The 24,672-nt window shown below is 73.8% G+C and carries 19 protein-coding genes; 10 read left to right on the forward strand and 9 right to left on the reverse strand.

All coding sequences use genetic code 11. From position 1 onward, the window contains the following. The first annotated feature begins 43 nt into the window (after positions 1 to 43). Entirely contained in the window at positions 44 to 211 is a 168-nt protein-coding gene (locus Sru01_RS06570) for a hypothetical protein (RefSeq protein ID WP_203983045.1), read from the forward strand. 103 nt (positions 212 to 314) lie between these two features. Here Sru01_RS06570 and Sru01_RS06575 read toward each other — a convergent pair whose 3' ends face one another. The 3 genes from Sru01_RS06575 to Sru01_RS06585 form a co-directional block, all read right to left on the reverse strand. Further along, a complete protein-coding gene (locus Sru01_RS06575) occupies positions 315 to 1,643 on the reverse strand; it encodes a hypothetical protein (RefSeq protein WP_203982969.1) in 1,329 nt (442 codons plus the stop codon). A 188-nt stretch (positions 1,644 to 1,831) separates the two neighbouring features. After that, entirely contained in the window at positions 1,832 to 2,677 is an 846-nt protein-coding gene (locus Sru01_RS06580) for an ABC transporter permease (RefSeq protein WP_203982970.1), read from the reverse strand. Beyond that, the gene (locus Sru01_RS06585; protein WP_203982971.1) at positions 2,674 to 5,253 is read right to left on the reverse strand and encodes an alpha/beta fold hydrolase; all 2,580 of its coding nucleotides are present in this window, start codon (positions 5,251 to 5,253) and stop codon (positions 2,674 to 2,676) included. The genes Sru01_RS06580 and Sru01_RS06585 overlap by 4 nt, the downstream gene beginning before the upstream one ends. A 120-nt stretch (positions 5,254 to 5,373) precedes the next feature. Between Sru01_RS06585 and Sru01_RS06590 the strand changes: the two genes are divergently transcribed. Continuing rightward, entirely contained in the window at positions 5,374 to 6,540 is a 1,167-nt protein-coding gene (locus Sru01_RS06590) for a hypothetical protein (RefSeq protein WP_203982972.1), read from the forward strand. A gap of 206 nt (positions 6,541 to 6,746) precedes the next feature. On the opposite strand, the gene Sru01_RS36135 is transcribed toward Sru01_RS06590, so the two are convergent. Together Sru01_RS36135 and Sru01_RS06600 are read right to left on the reverse strand one after the other, a co-directional pair. After that, positions 6,747 to 7,886 (reverse strand): CopD family protein, encoded by a 1,140-nt coding sequence (locus Sru01_RS36135; protein ID WP_275412139.1) that lies wholly within the window; start codon positions 7,884 to 7,886, stop codon positions 6,747 to 6,749. Beyond that, positions 7,883 to 8,521, reverse strand: coding sequence for a copper resistance CopC family protein (locus tag Sru01_RS06600; RefSeq protein ID WP_203982973.1), 639 nt, complete (start codon positions 8,519 to 8,521; stop codon positions 7,883 to 7,885). Before Sru01_RS06600 ends, Sru01_RS36135 begins: the two co-directional genes overlap by 4 nt. Positions 8,522 to 8,895: 374 nt before the next feature. On the opposite strand from Sru01_RS06600, the gene Sru01_RS06605 reads away from it, so the two are divergent. Then, positions 8,896 to 10,146, forward strand: a complete 1,251-nt coding sequence (locus Sru01_RS06605; protein ID WP_239137044.1) for an MFS transporter — start codon at positions 8,896 to 8,898, stop codon at positions 10,144 to 10,146. Positions 10,147 to 10,277: 131 nt separating this feature from the next. Here the strand turns inward: Sru01_RS06605 and Sru01_RS06610 are convergent, their stop codons facing one another. The 4 genes from Sru01_RS06610 to Sru01_RS06625 form a co-directional block, all read right to left on the reverse strand. Beyond that, entirely contained in the window at positions 10,278 to 11,057 is a 780-nt protein-coding gene (locus Sru01_RS06610) for a cupin domain-containing protein (protein ID WP_307811967.1), read from the reverse strand. Next, positions 11,054 to 11,950: a DUF6807 domain-containing protein gene (locus tag Sru01_RS06615; RefSeq protein ID WP_203982974.1), complete on the reverse strand. Its 897-nt coding sequence runs from the start codon at positions 11,948 to 11,950 to the stop codon at positions 11,054 to 11,056. The genes Sru01_RS06610 and Sru01_RS06615 overlap by 4 nt, the downstream gene beginning before the upstream one ends. After that, a complete protein-coding gene (locus Sru01_RS06620; RefSeq protein WP_203982975.1) occupies positions 11,947 to 12,987 on the reverse strand; it encodes a Gfo/Idh/MocA family protein in 1,041 nt (346 codons plus the stop codon). Before Sru01_RS06620 ends, Sru01_RS06615 begins: the two co-directional genes overlap by 4 nt. 243 nt (positions 12,988 to 13,230) lie before the next feature. After that, entirely contained in the window at positions 13,231 to 14,247 is a 1,017-nt protein-coding gene (locus Sru01_RS06625) for a LacI family DNA-binding transcriptional regulator (protein ID WP_203982976.1), read from the reverse strand. A 240-nt stretch (positions 14,248 to 14,487) separates the two neighbouring features. On the opposite strand from Sru01_RS06625, the gene Sru01_RS06630 reads away from it, so the two are divergent. The 7 genes from Sru01_RS06630 (at position 14,488) to Sru01_RS06660 (ending at position 24,318) form a co-directional block, all read left to right on the forward strand. Beyond that, a complete protein-coding gene (locus tag Sru01_RS06630; RefSeq protein WP_239137025.1) occupies positions 14,488 to 15,783 on the forward strand; it encodes an extracellular solute-binding protein in 1,296 nt (431 codons plus the stop codon). A 58-nt stretch (positions 15,784 to 15,841) separates the two neighbouring features. Next, positions 15,842 to 16,837, forward strand: coding sequence for a carbohydrate ABC transporter permease (locus Sru01_RS06635; protein WP_203982977.1), 996 nt, complete (start codon positions 15,842 to 15,844; stop codon positions 16,835 to 16,837). Further along, positions 16,834 to 17,685, forward strand: a complete 852-nt coding sequence (locus Sru01_RS06640; RefSeq protein WP_203982978.1) for a carbohydrate ABC transporter permease — start codon at positions 16,834 to 16,836, stop codon at positions 17,683 to 17,685. Before Sru01_RS06635 ends, Sru01_RS06640 begins: the two co-directional genes overlap by 4 nt. Before the next feature lie 100 nt (positions 17,686 to 17,785). Further along, entirely contained in the window at positions 17,786 to 19,159 is a 1,374-nt protein-coding gene (locus Sru01_RS06645; protein ID WP_203982979.1) for a glycoside hydrolase family 5 protein, read from the forward strand. A gap of 67 nt (positions 19,160 to 19,226) precedes the next feature. Continuing rightward, positions 19,227 to 22,223: an endo-1,4-beta-xylanase gene (locus tag Sru01_RS06650; protein ID WP_203982980.1), complete on the forward strand. Its 2,997-nt coding sequence runs from the start codon at positions 19,227 to 19,229 to the stop codon at positions 22,221 to 22,223. A 113-nt stretch (positions 22,224 to 22,336) separates the two neighbouring features. Then, the gene (locus tag Sru01_RS06655) at positions 22,337 to 23,872 is read left to right on the forward strand and encodes a glycoside hydrolase family 43 protein (RefSeq protein WP_203982981.1); all 1,536 of its coding nucleotides are present in this window, start codon (positions 22,337 to 22,339) and stop codon (positions 23,870 to 23,872) included. 89 nt (positions 23,873 to 23,961) lie between these two features. Beyond that, positions 23,962 to 24,318 carry a tetratricopeptide repeat protein gene (locus tag Sru01_RS06660; RefSeq protein ID WP_203982982.1) on the forward strand — a complete coding sequence of 119 codons (357 nt, stop codon included), beginning with the start codon at positions 23,962 to 23,964 and terminating at the stop codon, positions 24,316 to 24,318. The last annotated feature ends 354 nt before the right edge of the window (positions 24,319 to 24,672 follow it).

Here is a 24,672-nt window from a genome sequence, read left to right on the forward strand (position 1 = left end):
GGGCCGGCGGCCGGGCCTCCGGCGGACCGCGTAACATTGAGCCGTGACTGTGCACGAGCCGGATGACCTGCGTCCGGTGGACCTCTTCGACGAGGGACTGCCGGTGCTGCCCGATCAGACCAGCGACGACACCGACTCCGGTTGGGGCGAGTGGCGCGCGCCCGACGACGTGTCGCACCTGCTGGAGGAACGCCCCCCGCACTGGGACTGACCGGCGCCGGCCGGGGCGGGCGCCCCGGCCGCCGGCACGGCCCGGAGGATCGCCTCCGGGCCGTCCGCGCGCCGGGCCGGCCCCCCGGTCCGGCCGCCGCGCCTCAGACGCCCGCCGGCGTGCCCGGCCGGACGCCGTTCACGCTCAGCGCCGGCTCCGCCCGCCCGGCCCGCGGCGCCTTCTCCTGTTCCGGCTCCGGCTCGGCGCCGTCCGGCACGACGATCGCCGGGAAGGTGCCGGTGTCCACGATGCCGTGCTCGTTGTAGGCGGCCTCGATCAGGGCGTGCGCCCGGGGCTCCAGCTTCCACAGCGCGCGGTACTCCCGAGCCGCGGCCAGCGAGACGCCGGTCTCCCGGGCGATGTCGGCCGCGCGCGGCACGAACCGGCGCTCGATCTGCTTGTCCCAGTACTGCCGGGCGGCGCGCATCAGCGCGGCGCGCTGGGCGGTGTCGACGACCGGCGGCACCGGTTCCACCATCTCCGCCTCCTCGTCCTCGTCGTCGTCCAGGTGGGCGGCGGCGCGGCCCTTGGCGTCGGCGACCGGCAGGGCCTGCGGGGCGGGCGGCTCCTCCGGCTCCCAGGGCACCGGCGGCCGCAGGTCGATCAGCGCGCTGGTGTTGTACAGCGCGCCGATCTGCGACAGCAGGGCCTCCTGCCGGGCCTGGTCGACGGCCAGGCCGGTGTGCTCCACCGCCTGGTCCATCACCCGGTCCAGCCTGGCGAGCGCGGCCCGCATCTTGCGGTCGGAGGCGCCGGCCTCGCGCAGCGCGCGGGCCCGCTTGGCGGCCAGCGCCACCCGGGTGAGCCGGCGGTGCGCGTCCACCTCGCTCGCCGTGCGGTCGCTGACCTCGGCCAGACCGAGCCGGACCATCGCCCGCTCGGGGGTGAACCGCCACTTGATGCGGGAGCGGCCGGTGATGCGGTGCCGCTCGATCGCCATGCCGCGCTCCCACAGCCAGGCCGCCACCAGCGGGGCGGCCAGCCGGAAGATCGCCTCGGCCATGCTGCGGGCGTCCAGGCTGGACAGCACCGCCGACAGGCCGGTCAGCACCCACACGGCGATGCCGTCGATGCCGGCCGAGAAGTTCTCCCGCATGTTGCGGCGGGCGCGCACCGCGCTGGTGATCACCGCGACCTCGATGAACGCGAACAGCAGCAGCCGCAGCGGGCCGTCGAAGCCGAGGACGTCACCGGAGAAGCGCCACATGCCCTGGGCGGACACCCCGGTGGCGATGCAGGCGGCGACGATGGTGAGCAGATCCTCCGCCGGGCGGTTCTCGGCGAACCGGCGGAAGCCGCGGGCGGCGGCCCGCTGGACGGCGCGCAGCAGGAAGAAGGCGAGGACCAGGACGACCAGGGCGGACACGCAGATGATGGCTGCTCCGCCCGGATTCTCCGCGGCGAACGTGGTCAAGTTGTCGATGGGGGGCATCAGTCACTGTCCGTCATTCTCGATGTCCGACAGGTATTACCGAGAGGATCATTCCAGAATATGAGCGAACATGTTCGGGGAAACGGACATTCATCTCCCGGAACGTCACCTTGCTCGCTGATCCCAGCAGTAAATCAACTGATGCGTTATTTATGGCATTTGTCGGCATTTCAGAGGGTGGGCGCCGTTCAGGACACGACGTCCTTGCCGCGGAAGCGGCGGAACGCCACCGCCACCAGGATCACCGCGTAGGTCACCGACAGCGACGCCCCCTTGATCATGCCGCTCCAGTCGAGCTCCGGGGCCAGTGCGTCCAGCCAGGCGGTGCTCCAGAACGTCGGCAGGAACTCGCGCGCCGCGCCGAGCGCCTCCACCGCCTGCACGATGTTGCTCACGATGACCAGCCCGACGGCGCCGCCGACCGCGCCGAGCGGCGAATCGGTGCTCACCGACAGCAGGAAGGCCAGCGCCGCCACCACCAGCTGGCTGATCATCACGTATCCGATCACGATGGCGAACCGGGGCAGCACGGTGGCCGCGTCCACGCCCTCGCCGGTGCCCGGCAGCCGGATGTCGTTCCACCCGAACGCCAGGGTGCCGGCCAGCAACGCCATCACCGGCACCATGATCACCGAGGCCGCCGAGCAGGCCAGCGCCACGATCAGCTTCTGCCGCAGCAGCCGGGCGCGCGGCACCGGCGCGGCCAGCAGGTAGCGCAGCGACGACCAGTTCGCCTCGCCGGCGACGGTGTCCCCGCAGAACAACGCCACGGCCACCACCATGAGCAGCGTCGCCGACACCGACAGCGTGAACGCCGCGAAGTTCAGCCCGCCCTGGGTCGCCAGGTCGGAGATGCGCAGCGAGCCGGCCTGCGAGGGCGACCGGCCGACCAGGAAGGCCACCACCAGCACCCACGGCAGCGCCAGCAGCACGCCGAACATCACCATGGTGCGGCGCCGGCGGAGCTGGCGCGCGAACTCCACCCGCAGCGGCAGCGTGCGCCCGGGGGAGTAGGACTGGGTCGCGGCCGTCACGCCTTGTCTCCGATCAGTTCCAGGAAGACGTCCTCCAGACGCCCCGACGATCCGTTGCCCCGCGTCGCCCGGCCGAGCAGGTCGCCGACCGGGCCGGCCGCCACCAGGCGCCCCCGGTTCATCACGACGACGTGGCCGCAGGTCTGCTCGACCTCGGCGAGCAGGTGGCTGGACACGATCACCGTGCGCCCGCGGGCGGCGTACCGGATCAGCACCCGGCGCATCTCGGCGATCTGCGGCGGATCCAGGCCGTTGGTGGGCTCGTCCAGCACCAGCAGGTCGGGCAGCCCCAGCATGGCCTGCGCGATGGCCAGCCGCTGGCGCATGCCCTGCGAATAGGTGCGCACCGCGCGCTCCAGCGCCGCACCGAGCCCGGCGATCTCCAGCGCCTCGGCCAGGTGCGACTCCTCCGCCGGGCGGCCGGTGGCCCGCCAGTACAGCTCCAGGTTCTCCCGGCCGGACAGGTGCGGCAGGAAGCCGGGCCCCTCGACGAACGAGCCGAGCCGCGCCAGCACCGGCGCCCCCGGCGTCACCCGGTGGCCGAAGATCCGGATCTCCCCGGCGTCCGGGTGGATCAGGCCCATCATCATGCGCATCGTGGTGGTCTTGCCCGCGCCGTTCGGCCCGAGCAGGCCCAGCACCTGGCCCTGCTCGACCCGGAACGACAGGTCGTCCACCGCCTTCTCCCCGTCGCGGTAGCGCTTGGTCAGCCCGGTGATCTGCAATGGCACTTCGGCCAGCTCCGGATCCGGCTCCTCCTCCCGGCGGGTGCGCCCGGCCAGCAGCAGCCCGGCGGCCACCGCCAGCGCCGCCAGCGGCAGCGCCCACGTCCACCAGGCCGGCCCGGCCGCGGCGGCCCGCAGCGACGGCACGACCGGCACCGAAAGCGCCGGCGCCGCCAGCCCGATCCGGTGCACCGCGCCCGCCACCGGCAGGGCGTACCCGAGGTCGGAGGTGGTGAGCACCACGCGCAGCCGGTGTCCCGCCTCGAACCGGTGGTCGATCGCGGGCAGCGCCACCGTGACCGGGGTGCCGGCCGCGGTGGCGGTGACCCGCAGCGGGGCCACCAGCCCCTGCGGCAGCGCCGGCCGGGCGCCGGCCACGTCGTACAGCTTGGCGAACAGCGTGACCTCGCCCTCGCCGTACACCTTCACCTGCACCGACGAGGCACCGGTCACCTCCAGCGGCGCGCCGAGCGGCGGCGACTGGAAGGCCGCGCTCTGGCCTGGCATGTCCAGCGCCAGGCCGGCGTCGCCGAGGTTGCCGAGCAGGCTCCCCACCCCCGGTACCGAGGAGATCCCCGCGGGCGCGCCGCCCGGCGGGGTGGCCACCTGCTGCTCGGGGCCGGCCAGCGGCACCGTACGTCGCTCGGTCCCGGCGAGCCCGGCGTAGCGCGCGGTGGTCGCGTGCAGCTGGATCGGCCGCCGGGTGCCCGGATCGCGGCCGCCGTCCCGGGTGACGGTGAAGGCGTCCCCGGCCGGTGAGCCGTCCTTCTTCAGCCACCGGTCGAACCAGCGGGTGGTGCGCTCGGCGACCCAGTCCGGCTCGCCGCCGCCGTCATGGCCGCCGGCGAACCAGGCCACCTCCACCGGCGCGCCGGTGGCCGCGATGGCCCGGGCGTTGGCGTCGGCGTGCCCGAGCGGGAACAGCGAGTCGCGCTGGCCCTGGATCAGCAGGGTCGGCACCCGGATCCGGCCGGGAACCGAGACCGGGCTGGATCGGCGCAGCGTCTCCACCGCGCCCGCGCTCGCCCGGCCGCTCTCGGCGACCTCCTCGTACATCCGGCAGATCTCCGGCAGGAACCGGCCGCACCGCACGTCACCGGCCGCCGCGCCGGCACCGGCCCCGGGTGCCCCGGCTCCGGCTTCTCCTTCTTCCCCGCCGGCTCCCGCGGCGTCGTCGCCGCCCGGCGCGCCGAGACCGGCACCGGCCAGCGGCGACCCCGACCCCATGCCGAAGAACAGCCCGGCCCACATGCGCTTGAACACGCCCTGCTCCGGCCCCCGGCCGGTGGCGTCAGGGAACAGCGCGTCCGCCAGGTCATGCCAGGTGATCTGCGGCACGATCGCGTCGATCCGGCGGTCGTAGGCCGCCGCCATCAGGCTGATCGCGCCGCCGTAGGACCCGCCGGCCATGCCCAGCCGCGGGTCGCCGGGGCCGTCCAGCAACACCTCCGGCCGGCCGGCCACCCAGTCGATCAGCTGCCGGACGTCCTTGACCTCGTAGTCGGGGGAGTTCAGCGCGATCTGCCCGGTGGAGGCGCCGAAGCCGCGGGCCGACCAGGTCAGCACCGCGTACCCCTGGCCGGCCAGCCGTTCGGCCTCGGCGCGCACGCTGCGCTTGCTGCCGCCGAACCCGTGGGCCAGCAGCACCACCGGGGCCCGGCCGCCGCCCTCCGGCGGGAAGAAGGTGGCGTCCAGGGTGACCCGCTGGTCGTCGCGCGGCCCGTCCACCACGGTGATCTTCCGGTCCAGCGCCCGGACGGGGGCCGAGGGCCACAGCACCCACGCCGCGACCCCGGCGACCAGCAACGCCACCATGGCGAACGCGACCGGCCGCCTCCCCGCGAATCTCATGACGTGAGCCTACTTGCGTGACCCTGTGAGTTGGCTGAGGCGAACTCGCCCTGATGGGTGACCGAATATCAGGGATGACCCCGATTGCAGAGCATCTCGGGGGCGGGCATCATTCTTCGGGTGAATCCCGCCACCGTGCTCCGCGGCAAGGCCGCCCGTGCCGCCGCGTGGGCCCTGCCCTACTGGACGAGAGGGCCCGCCGGCCGGGCCACGCCGCCGGACCTGGTCCGCGTGCTCTACCTGGGATGGATCTCGGCCTTCGCGCTGAAGGTGCTCGGCGCGTCGTGGGACGTCTCCTGGCATTTCAAGTGGCTGCGCGACGACCTGGCGCCCCCGCACCTGCTCAACAGCGCGGGCACCGCGATCGTCGTCGCCCTCACCATCGTGCACGCCTACACCGGGTACGGCGTGGACCGCACCGCGCAGCGCCTCATCCAGTGGGGCACCGGAGTCTTCCTGATCGCCGTGCCGATCGACCTGGTCAACCACCGGGTCAACGGCCTGGACATCACCTCCTGGAGCCCGTCGCACGCGCTGCTGTACATCGGCACCGCGTTCATGCTCGCCGGGGTGATCCGCGGCTGGCTGGGCTGCGCCCCGCCCGGACGGCTGCGCACGCTCGGCCTCGGCGCGCTGTTCGCCTTCTTCCTGGAGAACCTGCTGTTCCCGAGCGAGCACCAGGAGTACGGCGTGGTGTCGCTGACCGCCTGGGACCACGGCGTCCGCTACGCCGAGCCGAGCCTGCTGCAGTTCGCCGCCGACCAGATGGGCCGGCCGGTCGACCGGACCATGGTGGCCAAGTTCACCCTGCCGGTGTCGGACTGGGTGTACCCGCTGTGGTTCGGCATCGCCGCGGTCCTCGTGCTCGTCGTCGCCCGGCTGGTCGTCGGCCGCCGGTGGACGGCCACCGCGGTCGCCGGGGCGTACGTCGGGTTCCGCGCGGTGATCTGGCCGCTGCTGGTCGCCGGCGGGTTCCCGCCCTCGGCGGTGCCGTTCTTCCTGCTCGCCGCGGCCGTCTGCGTGGACCTGGCCTTCCTGGTCAAGATGCCCGCCGTCCGCGCGGTGGCCGGCGCGGTGCTGGCCACCGCGGGCGGATTCCTGGCGCTGGCCGCCCAGCAGCAGGTGCTCGCCGCGCCGCCGTTCCCGGTCGCCGCCGCGCCGGTCGCCGCGGCGGGGCTCGCCGTGGCCTGGCTGGCCGTCGAGTGGTACGCCCGCCGCCGGGCACGCGCCGCCGCCGCGCCGCCGGTGCCCGCTCCGGCGCCACCCCTGCCCGCTCCGACCGGCTGACCGCCGGCACCCCCCGCGCGGCCGGCGGACCCGCCGGCCGCGCCCCGCGTTCCCGGGTGGCCGCGCCGCGGTCTCCGCCGCCGTGCCGTGGTGCCGTCGCCTTCCGGCCCCGGTCGTGCCGCGTTCCCCGATGTCCCCGATGTCCCCGATTCGCGCCGGGATCCGTCGCGATCCGGGCCGCCGCCGGACCCGGGCCGGGGCGTCCCTCAGGCGACCGGGGCGCGGGTGAGGACCACCGCGACGCCGTAGGCCAGCCCCATCACGCCGGCCTCCAGCGCGGCCCACCCGGCGAACGCCGTCGCCCGGCCGCGGACCACCCCGGGCAGCAGGCGCCAGCGGATGTTCGCGCCCAGCACCGCCACCACGCCGGCGAACACCGTCTTGGCCACCACCAGCTGTCCGTACCGGGTGGTGAGCAGCGACCCCGGCAGCGAGGTGCCCGGGGACAGCGCCAGCTCCACCAGCCCGTTGAACAGGCCCGAGGCGGCGACCACCAGCAGCGCGACCGTGGCCAGCCGGGAGAACCGGGGCAGTGCCCTGGCCAGCAGCGTTCGGTCGCGGGCGAGCAGCAGCCCGAGCGCCACCAGCCCGCCGGTCCACACCGCCGCGCCGATCACGTGCAGCTCCATGGTGACCATGCTCATGTCGTGCCAGTACCAGTTGGCGGCGTGCCCGCTGACCGGCAGCGGGAGCAGGCCGAACAGGGCGACCACGACGCGCAGCTCGGCCGGGACCTTCTCGCCGAACCGCACGGCCAGCGAGCCGAAGAAGGTGAAGACCAGCGCGCAGGAGGCGCTGACGACCAGCCCCTGGCCGCCGCCGATCGCCGCGACGTAGGCCGCCGGGTCGGGTGAGCGGCCCGGCGCCACCTCGGCCGCGCCGAGCACCATGGTCACCAGGGCGGCGGTCGCCCAGCCGAACCCGGCGACCACCGCCCAGGCGCGGGCCCGGGCCAGCACCGGTTCGGTGCGCCCGGGGTCGTCGAAGCCGACCAGGCGGGGCAGCAGGCACAGCCCGGCGGCCAGCACCGCGCACACGTTCAGCGCCAGCCGCGCGACCGGCAGGCCGTAGTCGACGAGCGGGGCCACCGGCACGATGCCCGGCACCGCCGGCGGCGACGTCCACCAGGTGGCGACCCCCGCGGCCAGCACCGCGGACCCGGCCAGCCCCGCGACCCCCGACCACCGCCCGCGCACCACGCCCGCCGCGCCGCCGGTCAGGTGCGCGCCGGCCGCCAGGTGCGTGCCGCCGCCCGTGGCTCTGTCGCCGTCCAGGCCATCCGGCGTGCGCCGGGCGCGCTCGGGGCCGGCGCCGGGGACGCCGGCGTCCTCCTCGCGGGCGGTCACGCGCCGGCCCTCCCGCCCGCGCGGTCGTGCCGGACGACGGCGCGGACGCCGAGCCCGGACAGCAGCAGCGAGGCGACCAGCAGCCCCCACACCCAGCCGCCGCCCCCGCCCTGCGGCGGTACCTGGGCGACCAGGGTGTCCCGTGCCGGTCCGGCCGTCGTGGCCGGGCCGGACGCCGGCGCCCCGGCGGACGCGCCGGGAGACGGGACGGCGGAGGCGGCCGGGGAGGGGACCGCGGCCGTCGTGCCGGCAGGGGAGGGGGACGCGCCGGCGGCCGGGGCGGCGGCCGAGAAGCCGATCCGGCCGGTGACCGGGTGGCCGTCGTTGGAGACGATCCGGTAGCCCACGGCGTAGCCGCCGGCGGGCAGGGCGCCGGGCAGCGCCGCCCGCACCTTGGCCCCGGTGACCCGTACCCGCAGCGGCCGGGCCACCCCGTCCGGGCCGGTCAGCGCCAGCTGGGTGAACTCGGCGCGCACCGGCTGGTCGAAGGTGAGCGTCACCTCGGCGGGCGGGGACGCCAGCCGGGCGCCGTCCGCCGGATCGCTGCCGGTCAGTACGTTGTGCGCCCGCGCGGGCCCGGCCAGCACCACCAGCGCCGCGCAGACCGGCAGGAGCACCGTGAAGAGTCGCCACACCGGAGGATGACCTTTCCTTCGCCTCGACCTGACCATCCCATCGTCCCACCCCGCCGCGCGCGATGGCTCCGGTCGGCGGACCCGTTCCGGCGGGACACGAAGCGATCACAGGGGATGTGCGGCGGGAGGCCGGGCGCGTACGATTCCGGCACGCCACGTCACCAAGGAGTCACGCCGTGAGCACCCTCCCCCCGGGCCCGCCGCCGCACGACCTCCCGCCGGGGCCGACCGGCCGGCCGGGGGCCGATCCGGCCGGGTCCGGGTGGCCGGCGGCCGAGTCCGGCGGGTCCGCCCGGCCGGGGAGCGAGCCGGACGGGACCGAGGGCCGGGCGGCGGACCGGGGCGCGGCGGCCCCGCCGGATGGGCCCGGCGGGGTGCCGGCGGCGCTCGCCGAGCCGGTGGCTCGCGTCCGGCCGCGCTGGATCGCGCTCATCTCGCTGGCGAACCTCGCCCTGTGGATGGGCTACTTCGGCCCGCTGCAGGTGCTGCTGCCGCAGCAGGTCGCCGCGATCGACCCGGCGGGCAAGTCGGCGGCGCTGGCCTGGGTGACCGGGGCCGGCGCCGCGGTGGCCCTGGTGTTCAACCCGATCGCGGGCGCGCTGTCGGACCGGACGGCCGGGCGCTTCGGCCGGCGGCACCCCTGGACGCTGGGCGGTGCCGTCGCGGGCGGTCTCGGCCTGGCCGTGCTGGCCACGCAGAGCTCGATCATCGGGGTGCTGGCCGGCTGGTGCCTGGCCCAGGCCGGCCTCAACGCGATGCAGGCCGCGCTGACCGCCGGGGTGCCCGACCACGTGCCGGTGCGCCAGCGGGGCGAGGTCTCCGGCTGGATCGGCGTGCCGCAGTCGCTCGGCGTGGTGGCCGCGGTGGTGCTGGTGACGGCGGTGGTCACCGGGAACGCGGCCGGCTACCTGCTGATCGGCGCGCTGGTGCCGCTGCTGGCGCTGCCCTTCGTGCTGGCCACCGCCGACCCGCCGCTGCCCGCCGCGCACCGCCCGCCGTTCGCCCGCCGGGCGTTCCTGCGCGGCTTCTGGATCAGCCCGCGTGCCCACCCCGACTTCGCCTGGGCCTGGCTGACCCGCTTCCTCATGCAGCTCGGCAACGCCATCGCGCTGCTGTACCTGCTGTACTTCCTCACCGACGCGGTGCGCTACGAGCAGGTGTTCCCCGGGGAGAAGGCCGAGGCCGGCCTGCTCACGCTGATCCTCATCTACACGGCCACGGTGGTGGTCACCGCGGTGGTGGCGGGCGTGGTGTCCGACCGGCTCGGCCGGCGCCGCGCGCTGGTCACCTTCTCCGGAGTGGTCGCCGCGGTGCCCGCCGTCATGCTCGCCTTCTGGCCGAGCTGGCCGGTGGTGGTGGCCGCCGCGGTGATCATGGGGCTCGGCTTCGGGGTGTACCTGGCGGTGGACAACGCCCTGGTGACCCAGGTGCTGCCCGCGGCGGCCGGCCGGGCCAAGGACCTGGGCGTGATCAACATCGCCAACTCCGGGCCCCAGGTGCTCGGCCCGGTGATCGCCGGGCCGATCGTGACCGGGCTCGGCGGCTACCCGGTGCTGTATCTGACCGCCGCCGCGCTGTCCGTGCTGGGCGCCGTGCTGGTGCGCCGGATCCGCTCGGTGCCCTGACCCGCCCCGCCCTGCCGGCCCCGCCCTCGCCTGCTGACCCCGCCCCGGCCTGCCGCCCCGCGCGGGCGGGCGCGAACGCGGGCCGGCCGGCCCGGAAGGCGCGAAGAAGGCCGGCGGATAGCCTCCGCCGGCTACTCCGCCGGGCCGGGCCGGAAGAGCGGATAGGTGTCCAACCGGCCGCACATGCCAAGGCGCGGGCCCGGCTCGGCCGACCGCACCCGCGCCTGGCGCAGGTGGCCGAGTTCGCCCGCCCGCAGCGCGCCCAGCTGCTCGCCGGTCGCCTCGGCGGCGCGCAGCGCGCCGGCGCGCCAGCGGTCCTCGAAGGCGCCGAGCCGCGGGGCGACGATCGCCGCGGCCCGCCGGTGGAAGTCCGCCAGCGCCTCCCGGCCCTGCTCGCGCAGCGCGAGGAATCCGGCGAGGGCGAGGTCGCGGCGGCGGCGGGCCCCCTCCTCGTCCGCCGCCGCCGCGGCCGCCCGGTAGCCGGCCGGGTCGTCGAGCACGTCCGGCGGGAAGGTGAAGACCGCGTCGCCCGCCTCGGGCAGGCCGCTGTTCTGCATCACCACCACGATCCGCAGCCGGCCGTCCTCGTTGACCAGCCGGTGGATGGTGCCCGGGGTGAACCACACCACCGCGCCGGGCGTGAGCGGCGTCTCGGCGAAGCCCTCCCAGGTGAGCGTCTGCACCGCGCCGGCGCCCGCCACCACCACGTACGCCTCGGCGCACAGCAGGTGCATGTGCGGGGACCCGCCGCACCGCCCGTCGGCCGACTCCCAGTCGTACACGCTCAGCCCGGACACGCCGACCCCGCCGGGGAAGCCGGCGCCGTCGGGTTCCAGTTCGGTCTCGGTGCCGGTCTCGGTGCCGGCCTTGGCTCCAGTCGCCGGTCCGGTGGCACCCGGCGCCGCGGTCACGCGCGCACCTGGCCGGGTTCGGCCTGCCAGGGGTGGTCGCGGACGTAGGCTTCCAGCCGGTCGCGGTCCCACGCGCCGTCGGCGACCACGACCCGGTAGGCCAGCCGCCAGGTGTCGCCGGGCGCCAGCTCTACCTCGGAGAAGAAGGCCAGCGACGGGTTCACCGCGGGGAACGGGGTGGTCCGCACGAACCAGGTGGTGCCCGGCGCGGCGAGGAACAGCAGCGTCGAGGCGCGGTCCACCTCGTCGTGGGTGCCGGTGTAGGCGAGCCAGCCGGCGGTGCGTCCCATCATCTCCGGGCCGCCCTGCCCGCCCTCGGCGGTCACCACGCCGTCGGTGAACGCGCGGGGGCCGCGCCAGAACAGCCCGGTGTACCCGGCCATCGGTCGGCCGGCGGTGGTCGGGCTGCCGAAGCGCAGCGGCTCCCCGCGCACGTTGGTCAGCGCGGTGGAGAAGTCCAGCACCCAGGAGTCGTCCTCGACGTCGCGGACGGCGAGCCCGCGCTCCTCGTCCACCCAGTGCTCCCCGGCCTGGGTGTGCCAGGTCAGCCGCTCGCGCCCGGGGGCGGTGAACTCCTCGTGCCGCATGGTGCCGAGGTTCGGCAGGTCGACGTAGCCCTGCTCGGGGTCCACGAAGCTGCCGCCGCCCCAGAAGTTCTGCCCCGAGACGTGCGAGGCGGTCATCTGCAGGCCCTTGTGCCAGCGGTGGTCGTTCGGGCGGTACCCGGTGACCACGTCGCCCGCCGTGCTGCGCAGCGGATGGAAGTACGGCTTGCGCCCCTCGAACTCCGCCATGTCCGGCTGGTAGACGTAGCGCAGCAGCTCCACACCGCCGGCCTCGGCGACCAGCTCGGTGCCGGTGTCGCGCAACTTGGCCGTCCGGTCCGCGGTCATGACGCCACCTCTCCGTTGAGCCGATGGTAGAAGGGGTTGTCGGGGGTCAGCTCGGCGCGGCGCACCGGCCGGCCGGTGAACGCCGAGGCGTACAGCCCGGTGGCCAGCTCCAGCGCCTGCCGGCCGTCGGCGCCGCTCATCGGCGGCCGCTCGCCGCGCTCGAAGGAGTCCAGCAGCGCGGCGAGCTGGGGGGCGTGGCCGCTCGGCACGGCGTCCGGCGGCCGCCACAGCTCCTCCGGCGCGCAGGTCCAGTTCTCGTTGTCGTATCCGTACAGGTGGCGCAGCTCGACGGTGGCCCGTTCGAAGTCGAACCGCAGGTAGCTCTCCTCGCGGGGGGAGAGCACGCTGTTGAGCACGGTGGCGACCGCGCCGTTCTCGAACAGCACCGAGGCGGCCGACACGTCCTCGGTCTCCACCGGCCGGTCCACCCGCCGGGCCATCGCGCGGATCTCGGTCCAGTCGCCGAGCACCGACAGCATGAGGTCCATCTGGTGGATGCCGTGCCCCATGGTGGGCCCGCCGCCCTCGGTCTCCCAGGTGCCGCGCCAGGGCACCGCGTAGTACTCGTGGTCGCGGTGCCAGGCGGTCACGCACAGCGCCACCATCGCCCGGCCGAGCGCGCCCTCGGCGGCCAGCCGGCGCAGGTGCCGGGCGCCGGAGCCGAAGCGCTGCTGGAAGACCACGGCGGCGAAGGTGCCGCGCTCCGCCGCCGTGATCCGATCATGTTCCGCCAGTGACAGGCACGGCGGCTTCTCCACCCACACCCACGCGCCGGCCGACAGGCAGGCGACGGCCTGGTCGGCGTGCGCGTGCGGCGGGGTGCAGATGTGCACCAGGTCCGGCCGTTCGGCCGCGAGCATCTCCTCGAGGTCGGTGTAGGCGGCCGGGACGCCGTACTCCGCGCAGAACGCCTTCACCCGGGCCGCGTCCACGTCCACCGCGGCCACCACCTTGGCCCGGTGCGCCTCGCCGGCCAGCGAGGGCATGTGCGAGTAGCGGGCGATGCCCCCGGTGCCGACGACGGCGACCCGGATCATCGACCCCCTCCCGGCTGGCGCCGGGCGCCGGCATCGACCAGAATGGCCCGGTAAGCGCTTTCCCAACGCTCGTGAGACATCGGGAACGGTACGGGGAAGGCGGGGCGGGCGGCGGGGGGTCCGGGCACCGGAGGTCCTTTCGAAATTTTCGGAATTGATCCGAGAACTTTCGTCACCCAACCTAAGTGGGCCACCGGCACCCGTCAAGACCGCCCGTGCCGCGCCGGCCGGTGTCCCCGCGGCTCAGCGCGGCCGCGGCGCGGCGGTGCTGTCGCGCACCCGCAGCTCGGTGGCGAGTTCGACCCGGCGTGGTTCGGAGGCGTCGCCGCGCGAGATGTCGAGGATCATGCGGGTGGCCAGCGCCGCCATCTCCTCCAGCGGCTGGCGGACCGTGGTGAGCGGCGGCCAGGCCGAGCGCGCCAGCGGCAGGTCGTCGAAGCCCACGATGCTCAGGTCCTCCGGCACGCGCAGCCCGGCCCGGCGGGCCGCCTCCAGCACGCCGAAGGCCTGCATGTCGCTGCCGGCGAAGATCGCGGTCGGCCGGTCGGCCAGCTCCAGCAGCGCGGCGCCCTGCCGGTGGCCGGAGTCGACCAGGAAGTCGCCGTAGCGGATGTAACTCGGGTCGACCGGCACGCCGGCGGTCTCCAGCGCCGCGCGGTAACCGTCTATCCGCGCCCGGCTGCACAGCATCTCCGGCGGGCCGCCGATCATGCCGATCCGGTGGTGGCCGAGCTCCAGCAGGTGCCGGGTCGCCGCCAGGCCGCCGTGCCAGTTGGTGGCGCCGACCGAGGAGACCTCGGGGGCCGGCTCGCCCTCGGGGTCCACGATGACGAAGGGGATCGACCGCGCCACCAGCTGGCCGTGCTGCCGCCGGGTCAGCTTGGAGGCGACCAGCACCACCCCGTCGGTGCGGCGGGCCGCGATGCGGTCCAGCCAGTCGCGCCCCGGACCGGAGTGGGTGTGCAGCACCGAGACCACCACCCCGGCCTCGGCCTCGCGGGCGGCGGTCTCCACCCCGCGGATGATCTCGATGGCCCAGGGGCTCTCGATCTCGGCGAAGACCAGGTCGACCAGCCCCACCGGGCCGTCACCGTGGCCGGTGCGCCGGCGGTATCCGTGCTCGTGCAGCAGCCGCTCGACCCGGCGCCGCGTCTCGGGGGCGACCTCCGGGCGGCCGTTGACGACCTTGGACACCGTCGGGACCGACACCCCGGCCTGCTCGGCGATGAGGGCGATGGTGACCCGTCTCTTGCCTGACATGTGCAGGAGTGTAGCCGAAAGCTTTCGGGGGAGCGCCCCCCGGTCGCCGATACCGCATCGAACGGGTACCGAGCGGAGTCATCGGCGTGCTTTCCCGGACGGCTATTGACGCGATACACGCCCGAAACGTACTCTCCGGGTCACGAAATATTCGGGGGTGTAAAAGAAACTTTCAGGCTCACTTGCGTGGGTCGCGGGTCCTTCGCCGGCGGCCTCGTAGATCAGGAAGGAACAACTGCGATGTCGTTGAGCCGGCGAAGTGCGATGATACTGGCCGCCGCCACGCTGGCCCTGGCGGGCTGCAGCGGAGGCCAGGGAGACAAGGGTGAGGCGGCGGGAGGCGCGTCGTCGGGCGGGGGCAAGGTGACGGTCGAGTGGTGGAACATCTCCACCGCCGAGCCGCTCAAGTCCTTCTGGGCGAAGAAGGTCAAGGAGTACCAGGCCGCGCACCCGAACGTCACAATCAAAAACGTACCCATCGAGAACGAGGCGTTCAAGGCCAAGCTCACCACGGTCACCCAGTCCGGCAAGACCCCCGACATCTTCACCACCTGGGGTGGCGGCGTGCTGAAGCAGCAGGTCGACGCGGGTCTGGTCAAGGACCTGTCCTCCGAGGCGGCCACCTGGCTGGCCGACTTCACCCCCGCCGCGCTGTCGGCCTACCAGTTCTCCGGCAAGACCTACGGCATCCCGCACGACATCGGCATGGTCGGCTTCTGGTACAACAAGGCCCACTTCGCCAAGGCGGGCATCACCGACACGCCGAAGACCTGGACCGAGTTCCTCGACGCGGTGAAGAAGCTGAAGGCGGCCGGCATCACCCCGATCGCCCTGGGCGGCAAGGAGAAGTGGCCCGGCCACTACTACTGGGCCTACCTCGCCATGCGCATCGCCGGCCTGGACGCCCTCAAGCAGGCCGCGGTCGACGACGACTTCACCAAGCCCGACTTCGTCACGGCCGGCGCCAAGCTCAAGGAGCTCGTCGACCTCCAGCCGTTCCAGAAGGGCTTCCTCGGCGCCGCGTACGGCACCAACAACGGCCAGGGCGCCATCATGGGCAACGGCAAGGCCGCCATGGAGCTGATGGGCCAGTGGGCACCGATCACCCAGAAGGACAACGGCAAGGGCCTCGGCGACGACCTCGGCTTCTTCCCGTTCCCGAGCGTCGAGGGCGGCAAGGGACAGCCCAATGACGCGTTCGGCGGCGGCGGCGGCTACGCCGTGGGCGCGAACGCGCCGGCCGAGGCCGTGGACTTCCTGCGCTTCATCTCCAACAAGGACTCGCTCAGCGAGGCGGTGAAGATGGGCGCCGTGCTGCCGGTGCTCAAGGGCGGCGAGAGCGACGTCAAGGACCCGAACCTCTCGGTCGTCGCCCAGACGCTCGCGAGCGCCTCGGGCTTCCAGCTCTACCTCGACCAGGCCTACCCGCCCGCGGTGGGCCAGGAGGTCAACGACAGCGTGGCCGCGCTGATCGCGGGGTCCAAGACCCCCGAGCAGGTGGCCCAGGCCATCACCGAGACCGCCAAGTCGGAGTGACCCGGACCGGGCGGGCCGGACCTTCAGGTCCGGCCCGCCCGGGCGTGGATGGAGCGACATGACTTCTCAGCTCGCGGCCGCGCGTCCCGGAGTGGACGCGGACCCGCCGCTACGGGCCGGGCCGGGCGGCGATCCCCGAAGGGCGCGACGCCGGCTCAAGGCCTTCGCCGTCATCGCCGGGTACCTGACCCCCGCCCTGGTGCTGTTCGGCCTGCTGGTGCTGGCCCCGATCGGGGTGGCCATCTACCTCAGCACCTACAAGTGGAACGGCCTCGGCCCGCCCACCAACTTCATCGGGCTGGACAACTACACCCGGATGCTCGGCGACGAGGTCTTCCTCGGCGACCTGCGCCGCGGCGGGCTGCTCATCCTGCTGTCGCTGGTGATCCAGCTGCCGCTGTCGCTGTTCATCGCGGTGCTGCTCAACCGCCGGATGCGCGGCCGGGCGTTCTACCGGTTGCTGTTCTTCGCCCCGTACATGCTGTCGGAGGTCATCACCGGCGTGCTGTTCAGCCTGATCCTCGCGCCGGAGGACGGGCTGGCCAACCAGATCCTCGCCGCGGTCGGGCTGGAGGCGCTGCAGTCCAGCTGGCTGTCGGAGCCCTCGACGGTCATGATGTCGCTGTTCATGGTCATGTGCTGGAAGTACTTCGGCTTCCACATGATCATCTACTTGGCCGGCCTGCAGGGCATCCCCAAGGAACTGCACGAGGCGGCCGAGATCGACGGCGCCACCCGGTGGCGCGCCTTCTGGCACATCACGCTGCCGCTGCTCGGGCCGACGATCCGGATCAGCGTCTTCCTGTCGGTCATCGGGGCGATCCAGCTGTTCGACCTGGTCTGGGTGCTCACCTCCGGCGGGCCGATCCACTCCTCCGAGACCATGGCCGTCACCATGTTCCAGTTCGGCTTCAAGCGCGCCAACATCGGCTACGGCGCCGCCATCAGCGTCGTCATGTTCCTGCTCAGCCTGATCTTCGCGCTGGCCTACCAGCGGTTCGTGCTGCGGCGCGACACCGAAGGAGCGATCACCACCATGCGAGACCAGCGATGACCGTCACCTCCGAAGCGGCGCTGCGCCGCAGCCGGACCCGCTCGGTCCTGCTCCAGCTCCTGGTGGCGGTACTCGCCGCGATCGTCGTGGTCCCGCTGCTGTTCGCGGCCATCGGCGGCTTCAAGAACACCAGCCAGCTGTCGTACAACGCCTTCGGCCTGCCCGACCCGTGGGTGCCGTCGAACTACATCGACATCATCCTCTCCTTCTCGTTCTGGCGGCAGCTGGCCAACAGCGTCGTCATCGCGCTGGCGACCACGGTGATCGTCGTCGGGCTGGCCGCCATGGCCGCCTTCGTCTTCGCCCGCTTCGCCTTCCGCGGCCGGGAGGTGATCTTTACGCTGTTCGCCGTCGGGCTGATGTTCCCGTTCGCGGTGGCGATCCTGCCGCTGTTCGTGCTGCTGCGCAGCCTCGGGCTGCTGGACAACCCGCTCGGGGTGATCCTGCCCCAGGCCGCGTTCGGCCTGCCGGTGACGATCATCATCCTCCGGCAGTTCTTCCGGACCATTCCCCGGGAGATCGAGGAGGCGGCGACCATCGACGGCTGCGGCACCTTCGGCTTCTTCTGGCGCATCCTGCTGCCGATGGCCCGGCCGGCCCTGGCCACCGTCTCGGTGCTCGCCATCGTGGCCAGCTGGAACAATTTCTTCCTGCCGCTGGTCATCCTGAACGACCCCGGCTGGTGGACCATCCCGCTCGGCGTCCAGCAGTTCTACGGCGAGTACTCCTCCGACACCGGGCGCATCCTCGCCTACATCATGCTCGCGATGGTGCCCGCCCTGGCGTTCTACGGTGTCGCCGAGCGGCAGCTCATCGGCGGGCTCACCGCGGGGGCGTCCAAGGGATGACCCGCCGCCGCACCCCGGGCACCCGCCCCGCACTCCTGTCCAACGGCTTTCACGGCCGGCCGGGCCCCCGGTCCGGCCGGCTTCCCACCAAGGAGATTCGATGACCCTTCGTGTGTCCGGATCCCGCCTCGTCGCGGCCGACGGCACCCATGTGCGTCTGCGCGGGGTGGGCCTCGGGGGCTGGATGAACATGGAGAACTTCATCACCGGCTATCCGGCCAACGAGTCGGCCATGCGCGACGCCGTGCGCCGGGTGCTGGGCGACGACCGGCAGGAGATGTTCTTCGACCGGTTGCTCACCTCCTTCTTCGGCCCCGCCGACGCCGAACTGCTCGCCGGGATGGGCGTCAACTGCGTGCGCATCCCGGTGAACTACCGGCACTTCGAGTCCGACGACCGGCCGATGGAGCTGATCGAGGACGGCTTCCGCCACCTGGACCGGGTGGTGCGTCTGCTCGGCGAGCACCGCATCTACAGCGTGATCGACCTGCACGCGCTGCCCGGCGCGCAGAACCAGCACTGGCACTCCGACAACCCCACCCACATCGCCTCGTTCTGGCGGCACCGCCACTTCCAGGACCGGGTGGTCCACCTGTGGGAGGCGATGGCCGACCGGTACAAGGACGACCCGTGGGTGGCCGGCTACAACCCGATCAACGAGCCGGGCGACGTGGACGGCCGGGTCGTCGGCCCGTTCTACGACCGGCTGGTCAAGGCGCTGCGCGCGGTCGACCCCGGGCACGTGCTCTTCCTGGACGGCAACACCTACTCCACCGACTTCTCGATCTTCCGGGAGGTCTACGAGAACACGGTGTTCGTCTGCCACGACTACGCCCTGGCCGGCTTCGCGCACGGCGGCCCCTACCCCGGGTACACCCGCGGGGAATGGGTGGACCGCGGCCACCTGGAGCGGGCCTTCGAGAAGCGCACCGCCTTCCAGCGCGAGACCGGCACCCCGCTGTGGGTCGGCGAGTTCGGCCCGGTGTACACCGGCGACCCGGCGGTGGACGACCAGCGCTACCAGATCCTGGCCGACCAGCTGGAGATCTACGACCAGCACGAGGCCGGCTGGTCGCTGTGGACCTACAAGGACGTCGGCCTGCAGGGCCTGGTGTACGCCGACCCCGATGGCCCGTACATGCGCCGCTTCGGCGACTTCATCGCCAAGAAGAAGCGGCTCGGCGCGGACCGCTGGGGCTCCACCATGGAGGAGACCCAGGAGGAGCTGGCGCCGCTGCACCGGCTCATGGAGACCGAGGCCCCCGAGTGGGACCCCTACCCGTGGGGCGCCCGCTACCAGACCGACGACCTCATCCGGCACATCCTCATCGCCCAGGCACTGCTGCCCGAGTACGCCGCGGGGTTCGCCGGCCGGTCCGACGAGGAACTGCTCGCGCTGGCCGACTCCTTCGCCCTCGGCGCCTGCACCCGGCGCGACCGGCTGATCGAACTGCTGGCCGGCAACCTCACCTGACCGGCCGCGCAGCGCCGGAGCCGCCGGCGGGCCGCGCCGTCCCCGACCTGACCTCGAGGAGACCACCATGCGGTTCGCCCGACTGCGGGCGGCGGCCGCGCTGCTCTGCCTGGCGCTGCCCGCCGTCCACCTCCCCGCCGCCGCCGCCGCCCGCGCGGCGGCGGTGACGGTGGCCGAGTACGACTTCGAGGACGGCGCCGGGCAGGGCTGGCAGCCGCGCGGATCCGGGGTGGCGGTCACCGCGACCACCGACGCCGCGCACGGTGGCACCGGCGCGCTGCGCGTCGCCGGCCGCACCGAGACCTGGCACGGCGCCGCCGTCCGCCCGCCGCTGGAAAAGGGCGTCACCTACCAGATCACCGCGTACGCGCGGCTCGCTCCCGGCACGCCGGCCGGCACGATCGCCCTCACCGTCGAGCGCACCCCGGCCGGCGGCGACACCACCTGGGAGCGGGTCGGCGCCGGCACCGCCACCGACGACGGCTGGGTGGAGATCTCCGGTGGCTACACCTACACCGCCGACTCCGAGCTGCTGCTGTACGCCGAAAGCTCCGACGCGACCGCCGGGTACTACCTGGACGACGTCACCATCACCGCCGACACCGACCCCGGCACCACCGGCCTGTCCACCGACTTCGAGAGCGGCACCGCCCAGGGCTGGTCGCCGCGCGCCTCGGCCACCCTCACCGTCGACACCGCCCAGGCGCACGGCGGGTCGGCGAGCCTGCTGGCCACCGGCCGGGCGGCGTCCTGGGACGGCCCCGCGCTCAGCCTGCTCGGCAAGATGACCAAGGGGTCGAAGTACACGCTGTCGGTCTGGGTGCGGCTCGGCCCGGACGTCACCGCGGGCGAGCTCGGCCTGTCGGTGGAGCGCCGCAGCGGCGGCACGCCGAGCTACGACCGGGTGGTCGCCCCCACCGCCGTCCCCGCCGGGCAGTGGACACGGCTGTCGGGTTCCTACACCCTCGCCCACGACGCCGACTTCCTCAGCGTCTACCTGGAGTCCGCGAGCGGCGACTTCCCGTTCGCCATCGACGACTTCGTCCTCGCCTACCTGCCGGCCAAACCCATCCAGACCGACATCCCGCCGCTCAAGGACACCGTGCCGTTCACCCTGGGCGCCGCCGTCGAGCGCGCGCAGACCCTCGGCGAGCACGCACGGCTGCTCACCCGGCACTACGGGAGCATCACCACCGGCAACTCCCTCAAGTGGGACGCCACCGAACCCCGGGAAGGCGAGTTCACCTTCACCGAGGCCGACCATCTGGTCGGCTACGCCACCGAGCACGGACTCAAGGTCCGCGGCCACACGCTGGCCTGGCACAGCCAGACCCCGGACTGGGTGTTCAAGGACGGCGACCGCGACCTGAGCGCGTCCGCCGCCGACAAGGCGCTGCTGCTGCGCCGGCTGGAGGACCACGTCCGCACCCTGGTCACCCGCTACCGCGGGAAGATCGACAGCTGGGACGTGGTCAACGAGGTCGTCGACGAGAACCGGCCGGACGGCATGCGGCGCAGTCCGTGGTTCCTCATCACCGGCCACGACTTCATCCGCACCGCCTTCCGCGCCGCCCGGGCCGCCGACCCCGGAGCCACCCTGGTGCTCAACGACTACAACACCGAGTTCCCGCGCAAGCGCAAGGCCGTGTACGACCTGGTGAAGAAGCTGCGCGCCGAAGGCGTGCCGGTGGACGCGGTCGGCCACCAGCTGCACGTGAACATCGAGCAGCCGCCCGCCGCGGAGATCGAGAAGACCATCGAGACCTTCGCCCGGCTCGGGGTGCGCCAGCAGGTCACCGAGCTGGACGTCAGCGTCTACCCCGACTTCGTGTCCTCCTATGACACCGTGCCGGCCGAGGTGCTGCTGCGGCAGGGGTACCGGTACAAGGAGATCTTCGACGTGTTCCGCCGGCAGGCCGCCGGCCTGTCGTCGGTCACCCTGTGGGGGCTGGCCGACGACGACACCTGGCTGTCGTCCTTCCCGATCACCCGGCTCAACCCGCCGCTGCCGTTCGACGACGAGCTGCAGGCCAAACCCGCGTACTGGGGGATCGCCGACCCGGCGAGGCTGGCCCCGCTGACCCGCCGGCTGGACGCGCCGCGCGGCGAGGTACGGATCGACGCGGCCCGCGAGCGGCAGTGGGACCTGCTGCCCGACACGCCGATCGCCCGGGTGGACGACCTGGCCGCCGGCTTCCAGGCCCGCTGGACGCCCGGCGGGATCGCCGTGCTCGCCGAGGTCCAAGACCCCACCGCGCGGCCCGCCGACACCCTCACCCTGCGGCTGGCCGGCACCGCGCGCACCGCCGGCCGCACCGGGCACGCCGGCTGGTACCGCACCCGCCCGCTGCCCGGCGGATACCGCGTCGAGGCGCTGCTGCCCGCCGCCGCCGCGCTCGGCGACCGGGTACCGCTGGAGCTGTCCGCCCGGGACACGACGCGCGGTAGCACCGTCACCTGGACCGGCGAGCTGACCCTGACCGCGCCGGTGAAGCTCGCCACCGCCGTCCGCGGCACCCCGGTGGTCGACGGGACCGCGGAGGCCGCCTGGGCGCGGGCCCCGCGAATCCGCACCGCCACCTGGATCCAGGGCACCGCCGGCGCCACCGCCACCGTGCGGGCCATGTGGGACGCCGGCCACCTGTACGTGCTGGCCGAGGTGGCCGACCCCGAGCTCAGCGAGCAGTCGCCGGACGCCTGGCAGCAGGACTCGGTGGAGATCTTCGTCGACCCGGGGAACGGCAAGACCAGCGGCTACGAGGACGACGACGGCCAGTACCGGGTCTCCTTCTCCGGCCGGCAGACCGTCGGCGGCCCGTTCGACGCCGCCGGGGTGAAGGACAACCTGGCGAGCGCGGTGAGCCTCGTGCCCGGCGGCTACCAGGTGGAGGCGGCCATCGCGCTGCCGACGATCACTCCGGAGCCGGGCCGGCTGCTCGGCTTCGACGTGCAGGTCAACGACGCGACCGGCGCCGCCCGCACCACCGCGGTGACCTGGCACGACCCCACCGGCCGCTCGTACGTGAGCACCGCCGGGTGGGGCGTGCTGGAATTGGCCCGATAGCATCGGCCACCGCGACCGGCGAAAGGCGCCTCCGTTCGTCCATGAGCACCGCCGGACGGGGTGTGCTGGAACCGGCGCGATGACATCGGCGATCGTCACCGACGAAAGGCATCATGCGCTTCCGTAACCCGATCCTGCCTGGGTTCCACCCCGACCCGTCGATCTGCCGGGTCGGCGACGACTACTACCTGGTCACCTCGACGTTCGAGTGGTTCCCCGGCGTGCCGATCTTCCACAGCCGCGATCTGGTGCACTGGCGGCCGATCGGGCACGTGCTGGACCGGCCAGGCCAGCTGAACCTGGACGGCATCCGGCCGAGCGGCGGCATCTACGCGCCCACCCTGCGCCACCACGACGGCGTCTTCTACCTGATCACCACGCTGGTGAACGGCCCGGCCCAGGACGGCAACTTCATCGTCACCGCCACCGACCCGGCCGGGCCGTGGAGCGACCCGCACTGGCTGCCGGAGACCGACGGGTTCGACCCCTCGCTGCTGTTCGACGCCGGCGGCCGGGCCTGGCTGCACGGCGCCCGCTCGGCCCGCCCGTCCCGCTACGACGGGCACCTGGAGGTGTGGCTGCGGGAGCTGGACCTCGCCACCATGCAGCCCACCGGCCCGGAACACGCCCTGTGGGAAGGCGCGCTGCGCGACAACGTCTGGACCGAAGGCCCGCACCTGTACCAGGTGGACGGGAAGTTCTACCTGCTGGTCTCCGAGGGCGGCACCGGGCACGACCACGCGCTCAGCGTCGCCCGCGCCGACACCGTCACCGGCCCGTACACCGGCAACCCGCGCAACCCCGTCCTCACCCACCGCAACCTCGGCCTGGACCACCCGATCGTCGGCACCGGGCACGGCGACCTGGTGCAGACCCCCGGCGGCGACTGGTGGATGGTGCTGCTCGCCATGCGCCCGTACGGCGGCTACCACTACAACCTGGGCCGGGAGACCTTCCTGACCCCGGTGCGCTGGGAGGACGGCTGGCCGGTGCCCGCCCAGGTGGAGTCCTCCATGCCCGCCCCGGCGCCGGCGCCGCACCCGTGGCCGCCCGTCCCGGCCTGCGACCAGTTCGACGCGCCCGAGCTGGACCCGGCGTGGAACCACCTGCGCACGCCGCGCGAGCGGTACTGGGACCTGGCCGCCCGGCCCGGCCACCTGCGACTGCGCTGCCGGCCGGAGTCCCTCACCGAGCGGGCCAACCCCAGCATGGTGGCCCGGCGGCAGCAGCACCGGAACTTCGCCGCCTACACCGTCATGGAGTTCGCGCCGCGCGGCGGCGAGCGCGCCGGGCTGGCCCTGGTACAGAACGACGACTTCCACATCCTGCTGGTTCGCACCGCCGGCCGGCTGGCCGTGGTCCGCCGCGAGGCCGGCCGGGACCGCGTCCTGGCCCGCGCCGAGGTGCCGGCCGGCGGCCGGCTGTGGCTCGGCGTCGCCGCCCGCGGGCAGGACTACCAGATGTCGTACGCCACCGAGCCGGGGGAGTGGCGCCCGCTCGGCGACCCGGTGGACGGCCGCGTCCTCAGCACCCCGGTGGCGGGCGGCTTCATCGGCGCCTACATCGGCCTGTACGCCTCGTCCGAAGGCGGCCCGGCCGGCAACACCGCCGACTTCGACTGGTTCGAATACCAACCCCTTCCCGACTGACCGCCTCCGGCCCACGGCCCGTGCGGAAGAAACCGGGGTCCAGTGCTGTTGAGCGCGCCGGAAGGTTGTGCGGAACTCGGGAGGAGGCGATGGGGATGTACGGGGAGTACCGGCGCGGGGTGATGTTCTTCGAGGCCAGGGACTATCCGGAGGCGGCGCGGATCCTCGCCCCCGTGGTGGCCGCCGAGCCGGGCAACCGGGCGGCCGTCGAGCTGCTTGGCCGGGCGTACTTCCACAGCGCCCAGCTCGGCCGGGCCGAGGAGACCTTCCGGCGGCTGGTCGAGCTGGACCCGGCCAACGGCTGGGCCTACGAGGCGCTGGCCCGCACCCTGGAGCGCCGCAGCCGGGCCGGCGAGGCCGAGCGGTACCGGCGGATCGCCCAGGCGATGGGCGCCGAGCAGGTCACCCAGGTCGACCTGTCCGTGCACGCCGCCGACCTGGCCTGACCGGACCGGCCGGCCGCCGGACCTGCGACGGGCCGTTCGTCCTGACGCGACGGTCCCCGGGTACGGCGGCCCACCGGGGACGGAGGGTCGGCGCCGGGACGAGCGCGGCTGACGCCGTCCCCGGTCAGTGCGGCGCGGTGACCGGCAGGCGTGGCCAGACCCGCCGATCGGTTCGCGGTGGGGTGGCCGTCCGGTCTCCGGCCGGTGCTGCCCGTCGCAAGCGCTCGGCCAGTTCATCCGGGTCCGCCGCCTCGATCAGACCCGGAGGCCCGCCGTGGCCGGCGGGCGGCATCGCCCACCATCGCCCGGTGGCGGCGCCGTACCAGCACCGCCAGCCGTGGAGCCTGCCGGCCA

This window comes from Sphaerisporangium rufum, assembly GCF_016863395.1.
GTDB lineage: Bacteria > Actinomycetota > Actinomycetes > Streptosporangiales > Streptosporangiaceae > Sphaerisporangium > Sphaerisporangium rufum.

Excerpts from the sequence above, each read along its gene's own strand:
- Sru01_RS06625 (WP_203982976.1), bottom strand. The coding sequence starts at position 14,247 with ATGTCAGGCAAGAGACGGGTCACCATCGCCCTCATCGCCGAGCAGGCC.
- Sru01_RS06660 (WP_203982982.1), top strand. The coding sequence starts at position 23,962 with ATGGGGATGTACGGGGAGTACCGGCGCGGGGTGATGTTCTTCGAGGCC.
- Sru01_RS06655 (WP_203982981.1), top strand. The coding sequence starts at position 22,337 with ATGCGCTTCCGTAACCCGATCCTGCCTGGGTTCCACCCCGACCCGTCG.
- Sru01_RS06630 (WP_239137025.1), top strand. The coding sequence starts at position 14,488 with ATGTCGTTGAGCCGGCGAAGTGCGATGATACTGGCCGCCGCCACGCTG.
- Sru01_RS06635 (WP_203982977.1), top strand. The coding sequence starts at position 15,842 with ATGACTTCTCAGCTCGCGGCCGCGCGTCCCGGAGTGGACGCGGACCCG.
- Sru01_RS06650 (WP_203982980.1), top strand. The coding sequence starts at position 19,227 with ATGCGGTTCGCCCGACTGCGGGCGGCGGCCGCGCTGCTCTGCCTGGCG.
- Sru01_RS06620 (WP_203982975.1), bottom strand. The coding sequence starts at position 12,987 with ATGATCCGGGTCGCCGTCGTCGGCACCGGGGGCATCGCCCGCTACTCG.
- Sru01_RS06585 (WP_203982971.1), bottom strand. The coding sequence starts at position 5,253 with ATGAGATTCGCGGGGAGGCGGCCGGTCGCGTTCGCCATGGTGGCGTTG.
- Sru01_RS06615 (WP_203982974.1), bottom strand. The coding sequence starts at position 11,950 with ATGACCGCGGACCGGACGGCCAAGTTGCGCGACACCGGCACCGAGCTG.
- Sru01_RS06640 (WP_203982978.1), top strand. The coding sequence starts at position 16,834 with ATGACCGTCACCTCCGAAGCGGCGCTGCGCCGCAGCCGGACCCGCTCG.
- Sru01_RS06575 (WP_203982969.1), bottom strand. The coding sequence starts at position 1,643 with ATGCCCCCCATCGACAACTTGACCACGTTCGCCGCGGAGAATCCGGGC.
- Sru01_RS06645 (WP_203982979.1), top strand. The coding sequence starts at position 17,786 with ATGACCCTTCGTGTGTCCGGATCCCGCCTCGTCGCGGCCGACGGCACC.